This window comes from Methylobacterium gossipiicola, from assembly GCF_900113485.1.
Classification (GTDB): Bacteria; Pseudomonadota; Alphaproteobacteria; order Rhizobiales; family Beijerinckiaceae; genus Methylobacterium; species Methylobacterium gossipiicola.
The window spans coordinates 26167-46200 of record NZ_FOPM01000009.1; the positions used below are offsets into that span (position 1 = coordinate 26167).

The window sequence follows — 20034 nt, forward strand, 5'->3', positions numbered from 1 at the left end:
CCCAGGCCGGCGGTTGGAAGGTGATGCGGACGTGCGTGATGGGGACCGCCTACCAGAGACCTTGGATGCCTCCGCGCGAAAGCTCGCGGCCAAGCGTATCAATGAACGCGTTAAGCTCCTGGCGAACCTGTTGAACTCCCTCGGCATCGGGGTGATCGGCGCCGGCGTGATCGTGCCCGGCGTCCACGATCCGACGCGGATCACGCTCCAGACTCTCGCTTGGATCGCGACGGGCCTCGTCCTACATCTGTTGGCCCAGAGTGTTCTCGCATTCATGCGCAGCGAGGATTGACCATGACGTGGCTCTTCACGGTTCAAGTCGCGGCCCTCGCCCTCGCCATTGGCGTGGGGGGCTACCTCTATGCGCGCGCCCTGGCTCAGGCTTTCGACAAGCGGTTCGGACCACGGGCGCCGGCCCTGCCCGATCGGACCGGCCCGTTGGATGGACGGCCGGGCGAGACACCCTGACGCCTCGCAAGAACCGGGCTTTCGCTCACCCGCTACCTTGGCCGTGGGGCTGATGGACGCCCATGGTGTTTGAGCGAGGAGAGCACATCCGTCAGAGCGTGAGCGCGAACAGGGCGCAAAGGCTCAGGATGGCGATGGGGATCTGGACCGGACGCAGGCGTGCGAAGAACAGCGGCGCCTCGCCCCGTCGCGCCGCGATGGGATCGAGGACGGCGACGCCCGTGAAACCGGCGATGAGCAGCGCCAGGGCGAACCGTGCCTCGCCGAGGACCAGCAGAACGAGGCCGCCGAAGCCAAGGAGGAACAGGCCGAGCATGGTCGCGATCTGGACCCAGGTCGGCCCGCCCTCCGTGCGGAAGCTGAGGCCGCGCCGGACGCCCGAGAGGAACAGCAGGATCGCGCAGCCCCACAGGCCGGTGAGGGACAGCATCGCCTCCCCCCAGGGGTCGCCGAGCCCCCACGCGGCCATCGCCCCCGCCACGAAGGGCAGCATCGGCCCGTAGCCGAACACCACGCTGAGCCAGGGCACGGCGGCGGGCTCCGAGACGGTCAGGGTCCGGCTGCTCTTGTCCGTCATCGGGTCTCCCGCATCACACCGGGCGGGCAACCGTGGGAATCGAAGACTGTTCCCGTCCGGCGGCGGCCGGTCGCCGAGCATGGACCGACCAACGAAAACCCCGGCCGCGAGGCCGGGGTCGGTGGACGGTGCGGCGGCGCGAAGGCTCAGGAGGCGAGCGGACCCGGCGCGCCCTCTTGGGCCTGCGCTTCCATGGCCTTCTGGCGGTAGAGGCCGACGAAATCGATGGGATCGATGTAGAGGGGCGGGAAGCCGCCGTTGCGCACGGCCTCGGCGACGATCTGGCGCGCGAAGGGGAACAGCAGGCGCGGGCACTCGATCATCACCGCCGGATGCAGCTGGTCCTGCGGGATGTTGCGCATCCGGAAGATGCCCGCATAGGTGAGTTCGAAGGCGAACAGCACCTCGCCATTGGTCTTGGCGTCGCCTTCCAGGGTCAGCTCGACCTCGAAATCCTCCTCGGCGACCTGCCGGGCGTTGACGTTGACCTGGATGTTGATCTGCGGCGCCGTCTCCTGGGGCTGGAGCGAGCGCGGGGCGTTCGGATTCTCGAAGGAGAGATCCTTGGCGTATTGCCCGAGGGCGTTGATGGCGGGGAGCTGGTCCTCGGTCTGCGCCGTGGCGCCACCGTTCCCGTTCGGTGCTGAGCTGTTGGCCATGGCGTTCTCGTCCTTCTCAAGTGCCCCGGGGCCATGCTCCCGTCGGGAGCACGATCCGCAAGCGGGGCACGATCCTCGGGGGCGTGCGGGGGCGGTCGTTCGTCGGCGATGGCCGGACCACCCGTCCGGTGCGAGAGCGCGCTATCATGCCCGCCGGGTGCGAACAAGCGCGCCTGGAACCGGCGCGGGACACGCACCATATCCCGACTCTCGAGAGCCACCGCGGCGGACGGACGGGATCGATGCTTTCGGGCGAGCCGGCTCGCCCCCGGCGCGGGGCTCGGCTAAAGCACGTTCGACAGGGTTGTTCGGCCCCCTCGAATTGCAGCCGCCGTACGACGGCCACGATCAGGATCGGTGATGCAGGATTCCTTCGACTTGACGACCTTGATCTTCCTCGCCCTGGCGGTGTTCGTGATCTGGCGCCTGCGCTCGGTGCTCGGCCAGAAGACCGGAACGGAACGCTCGCCCTTCAAGCCGGTGGACCGCAGCCGTACGGAGCCGTCGGCCGGCCGACCGGAGGGCGACAACGTGGTGCGCCTGCCGGGCGCCGACCGCGTCGCCGCCGACCGGACGCAGACGCCGCCCCGCGTCGAGGCGCGCGACTGGCGCGGCATCGCCGAGCCCGGTTCGGCCATCGCCAACGGCCTCGAAGCGATGGTGCAGGTGGAGCCCGGCTTCGATCCGCGCAGCTTCCTCGAAGGCGCCAAATCGGCCTACGAAGCCATCGTGATCGCCTTCGCCAAGGGCGACCGCAAGACCCTGCGCAGCCTGCTCTCCCGCGAGGTCTGCGAGGGCTTCGAGCGCGAGATCGACGCCCGCGAGGCCCGCAAGGAGGTGGTGGAGACCACCTTCGTGTCCCTCGACAAGGCCGAGATCGTCGCCGTCGACGTCAAGAACCGCGTCGCCCAGGTGACGGTGCGGTTCCTGTCCCATCTCATCACCGCGACCCGCAACGCCCAGGGCCAGGTGGTGGATGGCAGCGCCGAGACCGTGGTCGAGGTTCCCGACGTCTGGACCTTCGCGCGGACACTGGGCACCCGCGATCCGAACTGGCAGCTCGTCGCCACCGAAGCCGGCGCCTGACCCGGCCCGCCCGGCGCCGGTCCGGCCGCGCGATGCAGCGGATCCTGCCCCCCCTGACGGCCCTGGCGGCCTGTCTCGGTGCCCTCTCCGCCGGCTCGGTCGCCCACGCGGCCGAGCCGTTGCGCGTGGGCGGGGCCGTGCTGGAGGCGGTGGACGTGGCGCGGCTTCCGGGCTTTCCCGGCCCCGACCCGGACAAGGCCCTCGACGCCTTCCGCCGGACCTGCGCCGCCCCGCCCGTGACCCTGGCGCCGACGGTCACGGGGGACGCGGCCGCGCTCTCCGCCGCCTGCACCCGAGCCGCCGCCGTCCCGCCGGGCGGTGCGGCCACTTTCTTCGCCACGGCCTTTCAGGCCTACCGGGTCGTCCGGCCGGCGGCCGAGGGCCATCCGGAGCGCCGCGCGGGCTTCCTCACGGGCTATTTCGAACCCGAACTCACGGGCTCGCCCGAGAGGGCGCCGGGCTACACCGCGCCGGTCCTCGCCCGCCCCCCCGACCTCGTCAGCCTGGAGCCCGGCGAGACCCGCCCCGGCCTCGACCCGGCGCTGCGGGCCGCGCGGCGGACGGAGACCGGCCTCGCCCCCTATCCCGACCGGGCCGCCATCGAGGACGGCGCCCTCGGGGACTCGGAAATCCCCCTGCTCTGGCTTCACCCCGTCGATCTGTTCGTGCTGCAGGTCCAGGGTTCCGGGCGGGTACGCCTCACCGATGGACGAACCGTGCGGGTGCTCTATGACGGGCGCAACGGCCGGCCCTATACCGCCATCGGCAAGCTCATCGTGGCCGAAGGGAATCTGCCGCTCGAGGGCCTGACCCTGGCGCGCTGGACCGGCTGGCTGCGCGACAATCCCGAGACCGCCCGCCGCCTGATGCGCCGCAACGAATCCTACATTTTCTTCAAGCTCGCCGCGATCGAGGATCCCGCCCTGGGGCCGCCCGGCGCGGCCGGCGTGCCCTTGAGCCCCGGCCATAGCCTCGCCGTCGATTCGAACCTGTGGCGCTACGGTCTGCCGTTCTGGATCGAGGCCGCGAACGATCCCGCCACGGGACGGCTCGCCGTCGCGGCCGATACCGGCTCGGCGATTCTCGGCCCGGCGCGGGGCGACCTCTATCTCGGCACCGGCGACGCGGCCGGCGTCGCGGCCGGCAATCTTCGCGCCCCCGCCGGCTTCGTGGTGCTGCTGCCGCGCGCCGCCGCATCGGCCGCGCCGTGAGGCCCCCGCGACGGCCGCGCGGCCTCTCGGGCGAGGATGCCTATCTCTGGGGCGAGATCGCCCGGCTGATCACGCCCCTGCGCAACCACCTCCGCCCGTCAAAGCCGAAACCGGCGGCCGCGCCCCCCTCGGCGAGCGCGTCCGCGAAACCCGTCGCGAAGCCGGCTCACAAATCGTCGCTCCCGCCCACCGTGCCGTCGCCCGCGACGGTGGCCAAGCCGCCGCCCGGGGTGAAGCCGTTGCCCGGGGTGAAACCGCCCCCGCCTGCACCCAAGCCACCGACGAAACCGCCGGCCAAGCGGGTCGTGCTGAAACCGAATCCCCCGCCCGCCACGCCGACCCCCGTGGCCCCCTCCCCTCCCCCGGCCGCGGGGCTGGAGCGGCGCGTCCGCCTCGCCCTCCGGCGCGGCGCCCTGACGGTCGATGCCCGGATCGATCTCCACGGGATGTATCAGGCCCAGGCCCATGGCGCACTGACGGGCTTCCTCATGCGGGCCCGGGCGGCGGGCCACACCCACGTCCTCGTCGTGACCGGCAAGGGCGGAATGGACTATGACGACGCCTTCTCGGAGCGCGGCGTCCTGCGCCGCAGCGTGCCGCACTGGCTGCGGGCGCCGGAGCTGCGCAGCATCGTCCTCGGCTTCGAGGAAGCGGCCCGCCACCACGGCGGGGCCGGCGCCCTCTATGTCCGCCTGCGCCGCCGTTGATTCCGGGCTTGAGAATGGGGCGAAATCTCGATAGACCTGAGTTCCCTCCTGTTACGCCATGCTGCATCCCGTGAGCCCTTGGCTCCCCTAAGACGATGCGCGGAGCCGTCCCCGTCGACGGTCCGACCACAGGCGCTGAGAAAGCGCCCGGCGATTCCCTTCAGACGATCCCGCCCTTCCGTCCTCCACAATCCAGAATTCCCATGACAGCCTCCTACGACGCCCTTGAACCCGTGGACGCCCCGGCCGAGGACGGCCTCGTCGCCGCCGATCTCGACGGCAAGCGCGAGGTCAAGCTCCAGGACCTCAAGTCCAAGACGCCCACCGATCTCATCGCCTTCGCGGAAGAGGTCGAGGTCGAGAACGCCTCGACCATGCGCAAGCAGGAGCTGATGTTCGCGATCCTGAAGCAGCTCGCTGCCAAGGAGGTGGAGATCATCGGCGCCGGCACCGTGGAAGTGCTGCAGGACGGCTTCGGCTTCCTGCGCTCCTCGGATTCGAACTACCTCCCCGGCCCCGACGACATCTACATCTCGCCCACGCAAATTCGCCGCTTCGGCCTGCGCACGGGCGACACGGTGGAGGGTCCGATCCGGGGGCCGAAGGACGGCGAGCGCTACTTCGCGCTCCTGAAGGTGAACACGATCAACTTCGAGAGCCCGGAGAAGATCAAGCACAAGGTTCACTTCGACAACCTGACGCCGCTGTTCCCGACGCAGCGTTTCAAGCTCGAACTCGACAATCCGCCGAAGAAGGATTTCTCCCCGCGGATCATCGATATCGTCGCCCCCATCGGTAAGGGCCAGCGCGCCCTCATCGTGGCGCCGCCGCGCACGGGTAAGACCGTGCTGATGCAGAACATCGCCCAGTCGATCACCCTCAACCACCCGGAATGCTACCTCATCGTGCTGCTCATCGACGAGCGCCCCGAGGAAGTCACCGACATGATCCGCTCGGTGAAGGGCGAGGTCATCGCCTCCACCTTCGACGAGCCGGCGACCCGCCACGTCCAGGTCGCCGAGATGGTGATCGAGAAGGCGAAACGCCTCGTCGAGCATGGTCGCGACGTCGTCATCCTCCTCGATTCGATCACCCGTCTCGGCCGCGCCTACAACACCGTGGTGCCGTCCTCCGGCAAGGTGCTGACGGGCGGCGTCGACGCCAACGCCCTGCAGCGCCCGAAGCGCTTCTTCGGTGCCGCCCGCAACATCGAGGAAGGCGGCTCGCTCTCCATCATCGCCACGGCGCTCATCGACACCGGCTCGCGCATGGACGAGGTGATCTTCGAAGAGTTCAAGGGCACCGGCAACTCGGAAATCATCCTCGACCGCAAGGTCTCGGACAAGCGCATCTTCCCGGCCATCGACATCACCCGGTCGGGCACCCGCAAGGAAGAGCTGCTGGTCCCGCCGGATTCCCTCAAGAAGACCTACGTGCTGCGCCGCATCCTCAATCCGATGGGCGTCACCGACGCCATCGAGTTCCTCATGGACAAGCTGCGCCAGACCAAGAGCAACAGCGACTTCTTCGACTCCATGAATACCTGAGACGGCTTTCGGGCGGGTCCGTTGCGAAACGGGGTCGCCTCCTAAGAAGAGTGGCCGCAGCGTTGATCGGGGCCATCGAAGGGCCTCGATCCCCCCGTCATCCCGGGGTCGCAGCGGGGATACCCAGGCACCAGAAACGCAGACGGTCGAGCTCTCACGCCGTCGGTGGTTCTGCATTGCCGCCTCGCTGATCGCGTCCCGGCACGACAGGGGGGGTCGAATGCGACTCTGTGCCTTTCGGGAAAAAGCCCTTCGCAGCCGATGGAGTCAGTCCGATCGATCCGAGGCGTCGTACCGCCTCCGATTGCCGTCTTCCGTTCTGGCAAACTGGAGCTTTCTTGCAAGGCCGAGCCTCTCTTTGAGGCGCCATAAACGTCTCATCAACATCAAGAAATTCCGTCGGAAAATAGATTTCTTGCCGGCTCAATAATCTCCACGCCCTGGCGTTCGATGGATCACCACACCACCCTCTTCGCCCCCGCCAGCGGGTTCGGTCGGTCCGCCGTCGCGGTCATCCGGATCAGCGGCCCGCTCGCCGCCGATGCCCTGCGGCGGCTCACGCACCGTCCCCTCCCCCCGCCGCGCCGGCTGGTGCTGCGCCCCCTCCGTGACGCGGCCGGTGACGCCCTCGATCAGGCTCTCGTCGTGTGGTTGCCCGGCCCCGGCACCTTCACAGGGGAAGACATGGCGGAACTCCACCTCCATGGCGGCCCGGCCATCCGCGCCGCCATCCTGAAGGCCCTCGCCGCCTGTCCGGGATGCAGTCCGGCCAAAGCCGGCGAATTTACCCGGCGCGCCTTCCTCAACGGCCGAATCGGTCTGACGGAAGCCGAGGGCATCGCCGACCTCATCGACGCAGAGACGGAAGCCCAGCGCCGCCAAGCCCTGCGGCAACTCGATGGCGCCCTCGGACGTCAGGTCGCCGAATGGCGGGACCGCATCATCGATCTTCTCGCCGGCGTCGAAGCCGCCCTCGATTTCTCCGACGAAGGCGATGTCGATGACGAGGCCCTGGACGCGGCCCTGTTCGCGAAGGCACGGGCCCTGCGCGATGCCATCGCGACGGTGCTGGACGATGGGCGCTGCGGCGAGCGCCTGCGCGACGGTTTCACCGTCGTGCTGGCGGGGCCGCCCAATGCCGGCAAGTCCACGCTCCTGAATGCCCTGAGCCGGCGCGAGGCCGCCATCGTGTCGCCCGTCGCCGGGACCACCCGCGATGTCATCGAAGTGCGATGCGACCTGCACGGCCTGCCCGTCATCCTCGTCGACACCGCCGGCCTGCGCGAGGCCGCCGACCCCATTGAGGCGGAAGGGATTCGGCGCACCCGGTCGCGCATGGACCAAGCCGATCTCGTGCTGCTGCTGGACGACGGCGCGACGACGGACGCCGAAACCGCCCCGTCGGCCCCCTCCCCCATCCTCCGAGTCCGTACCAAGTCCGACCTGTCTGCCTCCTCCATGACGGGCGCCGGTCTCGCCGTGTCCGCCGTGACCGGCGACGGTCTCGGGGCTCTGCTGGAGGCCATCGCGCAACGGGCCGCGCACGCCATCGGCGGCGACACGGCGCTCATCACCCGCGAACGCCACCGCGATGGCCTGACCCGCTGTCGCGATCATCTTGATCGCCTCTTGCAGGGTACCGCCCTCCCCGAACTGGCGGCGGAAGACCTGCGTCTCGCGGTCCGCGCCCTGGGCGAAGTCGCCGGGCATGTCGGGGTCGAGGACATGCTGGATCGGCTGTTCTCCGGCTTCTGTATCGGGAAATAGACACGCCGACGGTTTCACGTGAAAATCGGCGGGATGCGTTGACGCTGCCGCGCCCGTCCGCGTACTCCGATCCCATGCAACCTTCCGCGCAAGCCTATGATGTGATCGTCGTCGGAGGCGGTCACGCGGGCACCGAAGCCGCCGCCGCCGCCGCGCGTTTCGGCGCCCGCACCGCCCTCGTCACCCACCGGGCGGCGACCATCGGTGCCATGTCCTGCAACCCCGCCATCGGCGGCCTCGGCAAGGGCCATCTCGTGCGCGAGGTCGATGCCCTCGACGGTCTCATGGGCCGCGCCGCCGATGCCGCCGGCATCCAGTTTCGCCTCCTCAATCGCCGCAAAGGCCCCGCCGTTCGCGGACCGCGGACGCAGGCCGACCGCAAACTCTACGCCCAAGCCGTGCAGCAGGCCGTGGCCGAGACGGCCAATCTGATGGTCATCGAAGGCGAGGTCGCCGATCTCCTGACCCGGGCGGACCGCGTCGCGGGCGTCGTGCTCGGTGACGGGCGTAGCCTGTCCTGCGGCGCCGTCGTCCTCACCACCGGCACCTTCCTGCGCGGCCTGATCCATATCGGCGAGCGTCGGACGCCGGCCGGGCGGGTCGGCGAAGGCCCCTCCATCGGCTTGGCCGAGACCCTGGATCGCTACGGCTTCGGCCTCGGTCGCCTGAAGACCGGAACTCCGGCACGCCTCGATGGGCGCACCATCGATTGGGCGAGCCTGGAGATGCAATCGGCCGACGACGATCCGGTGCCGTTCTCGACCCTGACGGATCGGATCACCACGCCGCAGATTCAATGCGGTATCACCCGCACCACCCAGGCCGTGCACGACCTGATCCGGGCCAATCTGCACCGTTCGCCGATGTATTCCGGCGGCATCGCCAGCCGCGGCCCCCGCTACTGCCCCTCCATCGAGGACAAGGTGGTGCGGTTCGGCGATCGCGAGGGGCATCAGATCTTCCTCGAACCGGAGGGGCTGGACGACCCGACGGTCTATCCGAACGGCATTTCGACCGCCCTCCCCGAGGAGGTCCAGCGGGCGGTGATCGCCCTGATTCCGGGCCTGGAACGGGCCGCCATCGTGCGGCCGGGCTACGCCATCGAATACGATTACGTCGATCCCCGCGAACTCGACACCACCCTCCAGACCCGCCGCCTGCCCGGCCTGTTTCTCGCCGGCCAGATCAACGGCACCACCGGCTACGAGGAGGCGGCTGGGCAAGGTCTCGTCGCCGGGCTCAATGCCGCGCGCCTGGTCGGCGACAGTCCCCTGGCGGTGTTCGACCGGGCCGAATCCTATCTCGGGGTGATGATCGACGACCTCGTCACCCATGGGGTATCCGAGCCCTATCGCATGTTCACCTCGCGCTCGGAGTATCGCCTGTCCCTTCGCGTGGACAATGCCGACGAGCGTTTGACGCCGCGCGGCCTTGCCCTGGGTTGCGTCGGAACGCGGCGGGCCGCGCATTTCGCGGATTCGCAGGGCGCCCTGCAGGCGGCGCGGGCGCGCCTCGATGCCGTCAGCCTGACCCCGGACGCGGCGGCGGCCCATGGGATTCCCCTGAACCGCGACGGGATACGCCGCACGGCGTTCCAGCTCCTCTCCTACCCGACCATCGACTGGTCCCATCTCGTCACCGTATGGCCGGACCTCGCCGATGTGCCGCAGCGCATCGCCGAGCGGCTGCGGACGGATGCGACCTACGCGGTCTATCTCGATCGGCAGCAGGCCGACATCGCGTCCTTCCGCCGTGACGAGGCCGTCGCCCTCCCCGTCCGCCTCGACTATGGCGCCATTCCGGGCCTGTCCAACGAGATGCGGGCGAAGCTCGAAACCGTGCGGCCCGGGACCCTGGGGCAGGCCGCCCGCATCGAGGGGGTCACGCCCGCCGCCCTGACCCTCCTCGCCGCCCATGCCCGGCGCGGCGACCGGATGGGGGCGAACCATGCCGGTTGAGGCTGGGCGCGACCGCGTCCTCGCCGAGGCCGGTGTTTCACGTGAAACAGGCGCGTGCCTCGATACCTACGTCGCGCAATTGCGGCGTTGGCAGACGGTCAAGAACCTCGTCGGGCCGGCGACCTTGAGGGAAGTCTGGACCCGTCACGTCGCCGATGCCCTGCAACTCATTGCCCTTGCGCCGGAGGCCACGCGCTGGCTCGATCTCGGATCGGGCGCCGGCATTCCCGGCCTGCTCCTCGCCATCGCGGGCCGGGAGCGGCCGGATTTCACCGTCGATCTGGTGGAGAGCAACGCGCGCAAATGCGCGTTCCTCATGGAGACCGCCCGACTGACGCAGGCTCCGGCCCGCGTCCACAACAGCCGGATCGAAGACATCATCGACACCCGAATCGGCGCCGAGATCGTCTGCGCTCGGGCACTGGCTCCCCTCACTCAGCTCCTCGCCTGGACCGAGCCCCTGTTGAAAACCGGAACCGTCGCGCTTTTTCCCAAGGGGCGTGACGTGCAATCCGAATTGACCGAGGCGGCGCAACGGTGGAAATTCGTTTACGATCTCCTGCCGAGCCGTACCGATTCTGACGCGCGGATCGTCCGCGTCACGGCCCTTTCCCGCGTGGATTCATGACGAGCGCTTCTCCCGACGATTCAGTGGCCGGCGGCAAGTCAGCCCAACCCCTGCGCATTCTCGCCCTCGCCAACCAGAAGGGCGGCGTCGGCAAGACGACGACGGCCATCAACCTCGGCACGGCGCTGGCGGCCATCGGCGAATCCGTCCTGGTGATCGACCTCGATCCGCAGGGCAACGCCTCGACGGGTTTGGGCATCGACCGTCGCAACCGCAAGGTCTCGACCTATCACGTGCTGGCGGGCGAGGCCGAACTCGGCGCCGCCTGTGTCGCCACCGCCGTGCCCCGCCTCATGGTCGCGCCTTCGACCATGGATCTGCTCGGCCTGGAACTGGAAATGGCCAGCGCACAGGACCGCGCGCACCGCCTGCGCAACGTCCTCAGGAATGTCGGCAAGGACGAGGCGACGCGCGGCGTGACCTACGTCCTCATCGATTGCCCGCCCTCCCTCAATCTCCTGACCATCAACGCCCTGGCGGCGGCCGATGCCGTGCTGGTGCCGCTGCAATGCGAGTTCTTCGCCCTGGAGGGCTTGAGCCAGTTGCTGCGCACCGTCGAACAGGTTCGCGGCGCCCTCAACACCCGCCTGACCATCCAGGGCATCGTCCTGACGATGTTCGATCCGCGCAACAATCTCTCGGCCCAGGTCGAGGCGGATGTGCGCAGTTTCATGGGCGAGAAGGTCTACGAGACCATGATTCCGCGCAACGTACGGGTGTCGGAGGCGCCGTCGCATGGCAAGCCGGTGCTGCTCTACGACCTCAAATGTGCCGGCAGCCAGGCGTATCTGCGCCTCGCCTCCGAGATCATCCAGCGCGAGGGGCGTTTGCCCGTCGCGGCCTAATCAGTGAAGCCAATGCGTAACGGAGTCGAGCGGGTGGCGATGGCGGAAGATGTGGTGCGGCCCCGGCTCGGGCGTGGCCTCGCGGCCCTGATCGGCGATTTCGGCGACGAGGGCGGGGACGCCAACAAGGCGCAGGCGCCCCAGCGCAAGGTGGCGGTGGAGTTCCTGCGACCGAACCCGCGCAACCCGCGCCGGCGCTTCAGCGAGACCGATCTCGAAGAACTCGCCGCCTCGATCAAGGTTCGGGGGATCATCCAGCCCATCGTGGTCCGCGCCCTCACGGGTGTCCCGGACACGTTCGAGATCGTGGCCGGGGAGCGCCGGTGGCGGGCCGCCCAGCGCGCCGGGCTGACCGAGGTGCCGGTGGTGACCGTCGAGATCGACGATCGCACCTCCCTCGAATTCGCGATCCTCGAGAACGTCCAGCGCACGGATCTCAACGCCATCGAGGAAGCGGCTGGCTATGAGCGGCTGATGAGCGAGTTTCAATACAACCAGAGCGAGCTTGCCGAGATCATCGGCAAGAGCCGCAGCCACCTCGCCAACACCCTGCGCCTGTTGCAGCTGTCGCCGTCGATCCAGGATCGCGTCGTGGCCGGCGAGATCACGGCGGGACACGCGCGGGCCCTGCTCGCCGTGAAGGACCCCGAGGCCGTCGCCCGCCGCATCGTCGAGGAGGGATTGTCCGTCCGCGAGGTCGAGGCCCTGGCCTCTGCCGAAGTTCCGGACAGCGACGCGCCCCGCCCCGGCCGCCCCCGCCGTGGCGCCGAGAAGGACGCGACCTTGCGTTCCCTCGAACAGGCCATGGGCCGGGCGCTCGGCGTCCCCGTCTCCGTGAAGACCAAGACCGCCGGGACCGGCGAGATCCGGATTCGCTACGAGACGGCGGAGGAACTCGACGGGCTCTGCCGACTGCTCCAGGTCCCGCCCCAGGGCTGAACGCGGCGATGCCCCCGGCGTCAGCGCCGCCGGGCGGCTTCCGAGGCGATGCGCAGGAGCACGCTCGACGCGCTGGCATGGGAGAGATCGGGCGGCGAGCGGCGGCAGGCCAGGACGGCGTCCTGCAACAGTTGGATCGCGTGCCGGAGGGCAGGGGGCGTCCAGCGGGCGAGCTGGGTCTCCACGGTGGCCTTGCGCCGAAAATGCAGGCCGCGCCAATTGCCGACCATCATGCTGGCGCTCTGTCCCTCCCCGGCGAGCCGCGTGCTCAGCAGCGTCAGGGCGTGGCGCAGGGCCGAGCCGAGCATCACCGAGGGGTCCATGCCCTCGTGGCGGAAGCGCCGATAATCGTGTTCGACATCGGCGCTGCGCCCCGAGAAGGCGGCGTCGATGAGGGTGTTGAGCACGCTCGCGGCCACATCGCTGCCGATGGCCTCGACATCGTCGAGGCTCACCATGTCCTGCCCCCGGGCATAGAGGGCCAGCTTCTCGATCTCGGACAGGCTGGCGCCCCGGTCGCCTCCGAGGCTGGCGGCGAGGACGTCGCGGGCCTCGCGGGCGATACGCAGGCCGTGCTCCTGGAGCGTACGCTCGATGAGGTCGGCCAGCGCCCGCTCGTCATCCGGGTAGCAGGGAATCGCCAGGGCCTTCGGAGACTTTTCGCACAGGGTCCGCAGGGGTGCGGATTTAGCCAGATCCCCGGCCTCCACGACGATGCGGGCCTGGGTGATGTCCAGCTTCAGGGCGGCGTCCACGGCCGGGGCGTAGTTGCGGCTGCCGGCTCGCACCCAAATCGTGCGGTTGCCGCCGAACAGGCCGACGGTGCCGGCCTCGTCGGCGAGGCGGCCGGGATCGCCCGCTAGCGTATCCCCGTCGATCTTCACCATGGCGAAGGGATCGTTCGGATCGGAAACGAACGCCTCGGCCAGGCGCTTGGCCCGCTCGAACACGAGGCCGGTATCCGGGCCATAGAGCAGCAGGACGGCGATGCGGGGATCGGGTCCGCGCCGGATCAGCGCCTCGACATCCCCGGCCTTGACGGCGGTCATGGCTGTCGCCCCGTCAGGGCTTCGTCACCAGAACGGATGCGATGCGGGTCTTGATCTGCTCGGCCAGCACCTTGGCGAGGCGGATCTCGGCATCGCGGGCGGCGCGGAGCGACGCGAAGCGCTGCACCGAGCGGTCGTAAGTCGCCGTGGAGGTGGCGACGCCCTCGCTGATGATCTTGGTGCCGTCGAGGTTCTCCAACGAGTACTTCACGTTGGCGATGATGGTGCCGGCCTCGGCCCGGCCGGTCTGGGACGACACGATGGGGGTCTGTACCGTCTCGCTGCCCTGCATCTTGAGCCGGTAGCGCTTGGTCGAGGGTTGGCCCGAACCGTCGAGGTCGAAGATCAACTCGCTACGCAAGTAATGTCCGATGCGCTCCTGGCCCTGGGCCATGTTGATGTCGTCCACCTGCACGGAGGCGAGGAGGGCGGCCATGGGCTCGCCCGACGCCGTGGGGCCGTAGAGGGGCCGGAAACAGGCCGACAGATCGAGGGCGAGGGCGGCGACGAGGGCCACCCGCACCGCCCGGCGTGCGAGGCCGCCGCGCTCCGTCCCGTTGGTCAAACGCATCATTCCGCCGTCCCGATGGTCGAGGCCGTTGTACGGCGAACCGAGCGCCGCCGTCACCCTAAATGCAGTGGCCTTACCGCTCCGTTTCCCCGGTCTTCACCCTATACAACGAGGTTCACGATCCGGCCCGGCACCACGATCACCTTCTTCGGCGCCCGGCCTTCGAGGGCCTTCTGCACGGCCTCGTCGGCCAGCGTCAGGCGCTCGACCTCGGCCTTGTCGGCCTCGCGCGGCACGGTCACGTCCGCGCGCTTCTTGCCGTTGAGCTGGACGGGGAGGGTGATGGAATCCTCCACCAGTAAGGCCCGGTCCGCCACGGGCCATGCGGCCTGAGCGGCCAGCCCCTCGCGGCCCAAGGCCTGCCAGCATTCCTCGGCGAGGTGCGGCATCATCGGGGCCACGAGCTGGGTGAGGATCCCGGCGGCTTCGCGGGCAACCCCCGCCTCGACGCCGCCCCGCAGGGCTTCGTCGAGGGCGTTGGCGAGGGTGTAGATGTGGGCGACGCAGCGGTTGAAGCGCAGGCGCTCGACATCCTCCTCGACAGAGGCCAGGGCCTTGTGAGCGGCCTTACGCAAGCCGGCATCGTGGGCGCCGGCCCCGCCCGTCGCCGTGGCCGCGAGGGAGACGAGGCGCCAGACCCGCTGGACGAAGCGCGCGGCCCCCTGGACGCCATCCTCGGTCCAGATCACGTCGCGCTCAGGGGGAGAGTCGGAGAGCATGAACCAGCGGGCTGTATCGGCGCCGTAGCTCGCGATGATGTCGTCGGGATCGACGACGTTCTTCTTCGACTTCGACATCTTCTCGATGGCGCCGATGCCGATCGGCTCACCCGTTTTCACGTGGAACGCCTGCCGCTCGCCGGCCTCGGTGCCGATGCGGATATCCGCCGGCTGCACCCAGGCGCCCGCCGCATCCTTGTAGGTCTCGTGGACCACCATGCCCTGCGTGAACAGGCCGTCGAAGGGCTCGGACACGCCGGACCACCCCGTCGCCTGCATCGCCCGCGTGAAGAACCGGGCGTAGAGCAAGTGCAGGATCGCGTGCTCGATGCCGCCGATGTACTGATCCACGGCAAGCCACTGATCGACGGCCTTGCGGTCCGTCGGCGCATCCTGAAGCCAGGGCGCCGTGAAGCGGGCGTAGTACCAGGACGAATCCACGAAGGTGTCCATGGTGTCGGTCTCGCGCCGGGCCGGGGCGCCGCATTGGGGGCAGGGGACGTTGCGCCAGGCGTGGTCGCGCTCCAGGGGATTGCCCGGCACGTCGAACGACACCTCCTCGGGCAGCTTCACCGGCAGGTCGGCGACGGGCACGGGCACCGGGCCGCAGGCGTCGCAATGGATGATCGGGATCGGGCAGCCCCAATAGCGCTGGCGCGAGACGCCCCAATCGCGCAGCCGGAACTGCACCTTGCGGGCCGCCACCGGGGCGCCGGCGAGCACCTCGCCTTCGAGGCGGTTCGCCACGGCGTCGAACGCTTCGGCCGGGGTCATGTCGTCGAGGAAGCGCGAATTGATCATCCGCCCGTCGCCGTCATAGGCCGTGTCGGTGATGACGAAGTTGGCGGCGTTCTCCGTCTCGGGGCAGACCACCGGGGTGTTGCCGAGGCCGTACTTGTTGGCGAAGTCGAGGTCGCGCTGGTCGTGGGCCGGGCAGCCGAACACCGCGCCGGTGCCGTAATCCATGAGCACGAAGTTCGCGACGTAGACCGGCAGCAGCCAGGACGGATCGAGGGGGTGGCGCACCTTCAGGCCGGTGTCGAATCCGAGTTTTTCGGCCGTGTCGATGGCGGCCTGGGCCGTGCCGGTGCGGCGGCATTCCTCGATGAAGCTCTGCAATCCCGGACGCGACGGCATCAGGCTCGTCGCGATGGGATGGTCGGCCGCGATGGCGAGGAACTTGGCGCCGAACAGGGTGTCGGGCCGGGTGGTGTAGACGGTGACATCCGACGCGACGCCGGGGGGAGGGGTCTCCACGACGAAGCGGACTTCGAGCCCTTCCGAGCGCCCGATCCAGTTCTTCTGCATCACCCGGACTTTTTCCGGCCAGCGCTCCAGGCCGTCGAGGGCGTCGTAGAGGTCCTGGGCGAAGTCGGTGATCTTGAAGAACCACTGGGTCAGCTCGCGCTGCTCCACGAGGGCGCCGGAACGCCAGCCGCGCCCGTCGATGACCTGCTCGTTGGCCAGCACCGTGTGATCCACGGGGTCCCAGTTCACCTTCGCGGTGCGGCGGGTGACGAGGCCCTTGGACAGGAAATCCAGGAACATGCGCTGCTGGTGCTTGTAATAGTCGGGATCGCAGGTCGCGATCTCGCGGCTCCAGTCCAGGGACAGGCCCATACTCTGGAGCTGGCCCCGCATGGTGGCGATGTTGGCGTAGGTCCAGTCGCGCGGATTGACCTTGCGCTCCATGGCGGCATTCTCGGCCGGCAGGCCGAAGGCGTCCCAGCCCATGGGATGCAGCACGTTGAAACCCCGGGCCCGCTTGTAGCGGGCCACCACGTCGCCCATGGCGTAGTTGCGCACGTGGCCCATATGGATGCGCCCCGACGGATAGGGGAACATCTCCAGCACGTAGTATTTCGGCCGCGCATCGTCGTTCTGGGTGGCGTAGATGCCGGCGGCGTCCCAGGCCTGCTGCCAGCGCGGCTCCGTCTCCTTGGCGTTGTAGCGCTCGGGAGCGACGGGACGGACGGGGGAGGTCGGGTTCTCGGGGGAAGTCATGGCTGGGCGCCGTCCAGGTGAGGAACGGGCGGCGTCGCGGCACGCCCGGAAGGGGTTGGTGGTCGGACTACCACGCGGCGCCCCCCCGTCAACACGAACGGTCATGCCGGGCACCACGCCTTGCGGCGCGCGTTCGGGATGGTAGTCGGAGCCCACCTTCCGTCCCCTTCGCGAGATCCCCATGGCCGACGCCCCCGACGACTACGCCCACCCCAAGCCCGCCGATGTCGTCGCCGGCCTCGGCGCCGTGCAGGCCAAGATCCGGCAGGCCGCCGAGGATTCGGAGCGCGACCCGGCCGAGATCGCCCTCGTGGCGGTCTCGAAGCGCATCGCCCCCGAAGGCATCCTGGCGGCCCTGAAGGCCGGCCACCGGGTGTTCGGCGAGAATTACGTGCAGGAGGCCAAGGCGAAGTGGCCCGCCCTGCGCGAGCGCTTCCCGGATGCGGAACTGCACCTCGTCGGGCCGCTCCAATCGAACAAGGCCCGCGAGGCGGTTGAGTTGTTCGACGTGATCCACGGCCTCGACCGCCTGTCCCTGGCGGCCGCCCTCGCCAAGGAGATCGACCGGACCGGGCGCGCGCCGAAGCTGCTGATCCAGGTCAACACCGGCGACGAATCGCAGAAGGCCGGCATCGCGCCGTCGCACGTGGATGCCCTGCTCTCCGAGTGTCGCGAGACCCATGGGCTCGCCATCAACGGCCTGATGTGCATCCCGCCGGTGAACGATCCGCCCTCGGCGCATTTCGCCCTGCTCGCGGCGATCGCCGCGCGCCACAACCTGCCGATCCTGTCCATGGGCATGAGCGCCGACTTCCCGGCGGCGATCCAGATGGGCGCCACCCATGTCCGCGTCGGCACCGCCATCTTCGGCGAGCGTCCGCCCGCGCGACCCTGACGGCCCGGCGTCAGGCGATGTTTGCCGTCGAGGTCATCTCGGCCACGCGGGAGGTCTCGACGACACGCGCCATGGTCACGCGCAGGGCGGCGGCCTCCTCGACCCCGTAACCCTTCTCGAAGGCCGCCTGGGCGTCGCGCCAGAGCGGCCTCGCCACGGCGAGCCGTTCCCCGCCCCGGGGGGTCAGGGAGAGGTCCCGCATGCGGGCGTCCCGCCCCACGTCGAGGGTCACCAGCCCCTCCCGTTCGAGGGGACGCAGCGCCCGCCCGAGGGTGGTCCGGTCCATCACGAGCGCCGCCGCGAGGGCGCCGATGGGCATCGGCCCGCTCCGGTGAAGACAGGCGAGAATCGGGTATTGCGTCGCCCGCAGACCGGCCGGCGCGAGGTGACGGTCGTAGAGTTGGGTGAGTTGCCGCGCCCCCTGCCGAACCGCCAGGCAGGTGCAGAGGGCGCCCGGTGTCGGTTTCGTCATCCCAGCCCTCCACACCCCACGCCGGAGCGCGACGCCGTGCCCCTTGAATAAAGCGCGTGTATACCCCTATTCAACCGCACAATGACGAGCGGTTCCAACGGAAAACGCGAGCGAGCCATGGGCGGAGCGGCCTCCTTCCGCGCCGTCGTGTCGCGGCGGGCTCACGCCGCGGCGAAGCGGTCAGCCGATCCGCATCCGCGTGCGGGGTCCGAGCCGCCGCAGGAGCCGGGCCAGATCCGCGCGTTTGAGCGCCACGCAGCCCTCCGTCGGCGTGTAGCCCGGGCGGGCGCAGTGGAAGAAGATCGCCGAACCGAGACGCGGACGGATCGGTCCGCGATTGTAGTCGAGGTCGATCACCAGATCGTAGAGGCCGTCGTCGCGCCACATCCGCTCCGTGCTGACGGGGCAGGGCAGGGTGACGGGGCGGTTGTAACGCCGGTCGTCCGACGCGTCGCACCAGCCATCGTTCGGCCGCGTCGGGCGCAGGGGAAGCAGGCTGCGGGGCCGGACCGCGAACACATCCGGGCGATAGGCACCGCCGCGCAGGCGGAACGCGCCCAGGGGCGATCCCCCATCCCCCTCGCGCTTGCGCCGAACCATCCCGCTCCGGCCCAGGGCGCAGGGCATGACGACGGCTCCGGCCAGCACCTGTCCGCGCGTGCGGTCGCCCACGAGGGAGCGGACCCGAAGGCGCGACAGCGTGGTGGGCTTGGTCGGTCGTTTCACCGGTCGTTTCATGGCGCCCCTTATCCTCCGGGGCTGCGCGGGACACCAGCGAAGACATTTCCGGGACGTTCCGGTGCCCCATCACACACGGGGCGTGAAACCTTAAGCCCTCGTCATCCGTTCGAGGTCATCATACATCGGCATCATGTCTCTGGTTCAGATGAACCCCCGTTTTGAGAGATCACACTGACGCCGGCTCACCTGCTCGAGAGGCTCCCTTCCGGCATGCATCTCGATCCTGCTCTTCCCCCGGACACCCCGCGACAGACGAGGGTCCGGTCCTTGCCCGAAAGTCGCCCGGTCGATGCCCAATACCCATCGCCTGCTCATCTGTGACGACGACGTCTCACTGCGGGAAACCTTGGCCGAGCAGCTCGATCTCTACGACGAGTTCCGGGTCGTCGGCATCGGCGACGGCAGCGGCGCCATCGCCTGCGTGAACGAGGACCGGATCGACCTCGCGGTCATGGATGTCGGCCTGCCGGACATGGATGGTCGCGAGGCCGTGCGCGCCATGCGCCGCAACGGCTATCGCGGGCCGGTCATCATGCTCACGGGCCAGGATTCGGAGGACGACACCGTCGAGGGGCTGGAGGCCGGCGCCAACGACTACGTGACGAAGCCGTTCAAATTCGCCGTGCTCCTCGCCCGCATCCGCGCGCACCTGCGCAGCCACGAGGCCAGCGAGGACGCGGTCTTCCAGATCGGACCCTACACCTTCCGGCCCGGCGCGAAGCTCCTCGTGGACGCGCGCGGCTCGAAGCTGAAGCTCACCGAGAAGGAGACGGCGATCCTGCGCTTCCTCTACCGCGCCGGCGCCGCCGTGGTCGGCCGCGACACGCTGCTCGCCGAGGTCTGGGGCTACAACGCCCAGGTGACCACCCATACCCTCGAAACGCACATCTACCGCCTGCGCCAGAAGATCGAGCCGAACCCCGCCCTCGCGGCGATCCTGGTCACGGAGGGCGGCGGCTACAAGCTCCTGCCCTAGGGCATCGATCCAGACGGAGGCTTCAGCCGTGTCTGGGAAACTTGATGCCAAAACAAAAGCCTCGTGCTCTGGCACAGGAACGAAGTGATTGCGTCACAGCACGAGGGTCTCGCCCCGAAAGGTCGCCCGCCGGCTTTCGGGGGACGACGAGGCCCCCGATCGTTTCACCGCCGCCGCGCTTGCGCTAGGTTCGCGCGGGACACGCGGGAGGCGGG

Annotated in this window: 20 protein-coding genes; 13 read left to right on the top strand and 7 right to left on the bottom strand. The window is 69.3% G+C overall.

What is annotated here, in order from left to right:
• Positions 1–31 precede the first annotated feature (31 nt).
• Both BM249_RS09850 and BM249_RS21645 read left to right on the top strand, forming a co-directional pair.
• Positions 32–292 (top strand): hypothetical protein, encoded by a 261-nt coding sequence (locus BM249_RS09850; protein ID WP_143103728.1) that lies wholly within the window; start codon positions 32–34, stop codon positions 290–292.
• Between the two features lie 2 nt (positions 293–294).
• A complete protein-coding gene (locus tag BM249_RS21645) occupies positions 295–468 on the top strand; it encodes a hypothetical protein (protein ID WP_177232378.1) in 174 nt (57 codons plus the stop codon).
• A 91-nt stretch (positions 469–559) separates the two neighbouring features.
• On the opposite strand, the gene BM249_RS09855 is transcribed toward BM249_RS21645, so the two are convergent.
• Complete coding sequence (locus BM249_RS09855) at positions 560–1045, bottom strand: DUF3429 domain-containing protein (RefSeq protein ID WP_091971358.1); 486 nt, start codon at positions 1043–1045, stop codon at positions 560–562.
• Positions 1046–1191: 146 nt separating this feature from the next.
• Positions 1192–1704: a protein-export chaperone SecB gene (secB, locus tag BM249_RS09860; protein WP_091971359.1), complete on the bottom strand. Its 513-nt coding sequence runs from the start codon at positions 1702–1704 to the stop codon at positions 1192–1194.
• Positions 1705–2064: 360 nt separating this feature from the next.
• Here secB and BM249_RS09865 point away from each other — a divergent pair, with 360 nt between their 5' ends.
• The 9 genes from BM249_RS09865 (at position 2065) to BM249_RS09905 (ending at position 12392) form a co-directional block, all read left to right on the top strand.
• Positions 2065–2790: a Tim44/TimA family putative adaptor protein gene (locus BM249_RS09865; protein WP_091971360.1), complete on the top strand. Its 726-nt coding sequence runs from the start codon at positions 2065–2067 to the stop codon at positions 2788–2790.
• Positions 2791–2822: 32 nt separating this feature from the next.
• Entirely contained in the window at positions 2823–4001 is a 1179-nt protein-coding gene (gene mltA / locus BM249_RS09870) for a murein transglycosylase A (RefSeq protein ID WP_091971361.1), read from the top strand.
• Positions 3998–4708, top strand: a complete 711-nt coding sequence (locus BM249_RS09875; RefSeq protein ID WP_091971362.1) for a Smr/MutS family protein — start codon at positions 3998–4000, stop codon at positions 4706–4708. The genes mltA and BM249_RS09875 overlap by 4 nt, the downstream gene beginning before the upstream one ends.
• Before the next feature lie 203 nt (positions 4709–4911).
• The gene (gene rho, locus BM249_RS09880) at positions 4912–6255 is read left to right on the top strand and encodes a transcription termination factor Rho (protein ID WP_091971363.1); all 1344 of its coding nucleotides are present in this window, start codon (positions 4912–4914) and stop codon (positions 6253–6255) included.
• A 450-nt stretch (positions 6256–6705) separates the two neighbouring features.
• A complete protein-coding gene (gene mnmE, locus BM249_RS09885) occupies positions 6706–8022 on the top strand; it encodes a tRNA uridine-5-carboxymethylaminomethyl(34) synthesis GTPase MnmE (RefSeq protein ID WP_091971364.1) in 1317 nt (438 codons plus the stop codon).
• Between the two features lie 74 nt (positions 8023–8096).
• On the top strand, positions 8097–9980 hold the full coding sequence (gene mnmG, locus BM249_RS09890) for a tRNA uridine-5-carboxymethylaminomethyl(34) synthesis enzyme MnmG (protein WP_091971365.1): 1884 nt from the start codon (positions 8097–8099) through the stop codon (positions 9978–9980).
• Positions 9970–10608, top strand: a complete 639-nt coding sequence (gene rsmG, locus BM249_RS09895; RefSeq protein WP_091971367.1) for a 16S rRNA (guanine(527)-N(7))-methyltransferase RsmG — start codon at positions 9970–9972, stop codon at positions 10606–10608. The genes mnmG and rsmG overlap by 11 nt, the downstream gene beginning before the upstream one ends.
• Positions 10605–11453, top strand: coding sequence for a ParA family protein (locus BM249_RS09900; protein ID WP_091971369.1), 849 nt, complete (start codon positions 10605–10607; stop codon positions 11451–11453). Before rsmG ends, BM249_RS09900 begins: the two co-directional genes overlap by 4 nt.
• Positions 11454–11492: 39 nt before the next feature.
• The gene (locus tag BM249_RS09905; RefSeq protein WP_091971371.1) at positions 11493–12392 is read left to right on the top strand and encodes a ParB/RepB/Spo0J family partition protein; all 900 of its coding nucleotides are present in this window, start codon (positions 11493–11495) and stop codon (positions 12390–12392) included.
• A gap of 20 nt (positions 12393–12412) precedes the next feature.
• Here BM249_RS09905 and holA read toward each other — a convergent pair whose 3' ends face one another.
• The 3 genes from holA to leuS all read right to left on the bottom strand — a co-directional run bounded on the left by holA (position 12413) and on the right by leuS (position 16735).
• The gene (gene holA, locus BM249_RS09910) at positions 12413–13441 is read right to left on the bottom strand and encodes a DNA polymerase III subunit delta (protein WP_091971373.1); all 1029 of its coding nucleotides are present in this window, start codon (positions 13439–13441) and stop codon (positions 12413–12415) included.
• Positions 13442–13454: 13 nt separating this feature from the next.
• On the bottom strand, positions 13455–14012 hold the full coding sequence (lptE, locus tag BM249_RS09915; RefSeq protein ID WP_091971583.1) for an LPS assembly lipoprotein LptE: 558 nt from the start codon (positions 14010–14012) through the stop codon (positions 13455–13457).
• Positions 14013–14113: 101 nt separating this feature from the next.
• Positions 14114–16735 (bottom strand): leucine--tRNA ligase, encoded by a 2622-nt coding sequence (gene leuS / locus BM249_RS09920; protein WP_091971375.1) that lies wholly within the window; start codon positions 16733–16735, stop codon positions 14114–14116.
• Positions 16736–16916: 181 nt separating this feature from the next.
• On the opposite strand from leuS, the gene BM249_RS09925 reads away from it, so the two are divergent.
• A complete protein-coding gene (locus BM249_RS09925) occupies positions 16917–17630 on the top strand; it encodes a YggS family pyridoxal phosphate-dependent enzyme (RefSeq protein ID WP_091971377.1) in 714 nt (237 codons plus the stop codon).
• A 10-nt stretch (positions 17631–17640) separates the two neighbouring features.
• Here BM249_RS09925 and BM249_RS09930 read toward each other — a convergent pair whose 3' ends face one another.
• Together BM249_RS09930 and BM249_RS09935 are read right to left on the bottom strand one after the other, a co-directional pair.
• The gene (locus BM249_RS09930) at positions 17641–18102 is read right to left on the bottom strand and encodes a MarR family winged helix-turn-helix transcriptional regulator (protein ID WP_091971379.1); all 462 of its coding nucleotides are present in this window, start codon (positions 18100–18102) and stop codon (positions 17641–17643) included.
• A gap of 180 nt (positions 18103–18282) precedes the next feature.
• On the bottom strand, positions 18283–18840 hold the full coding sequence (locus BM249_RS09935; protein ID WP_091971381.1) for a L,D-transpeptidase family protein: 558 nt from the start codon (positions 18838–18840) through the stop codon (positions 18283–18285).
• Between the two features lie 292 nt (positions 18841–19132).
• On the opposite strand from BM249_RS09935, the gene BM249_RS09940 reads away from it, so the two are divergent.
• Complete coding sequence (locus tag BM249_RS09940) at positions 19133–19819, top strand: response regulator transcription factor (RefSeq protein ID WP_091971383.1); 687 nt, start codon at positions 19133–19135, stop codon at positions 19817–19819.
• The last annotated feature ends 215 nt before the right edge of the window (positions 19820–20034 follow it).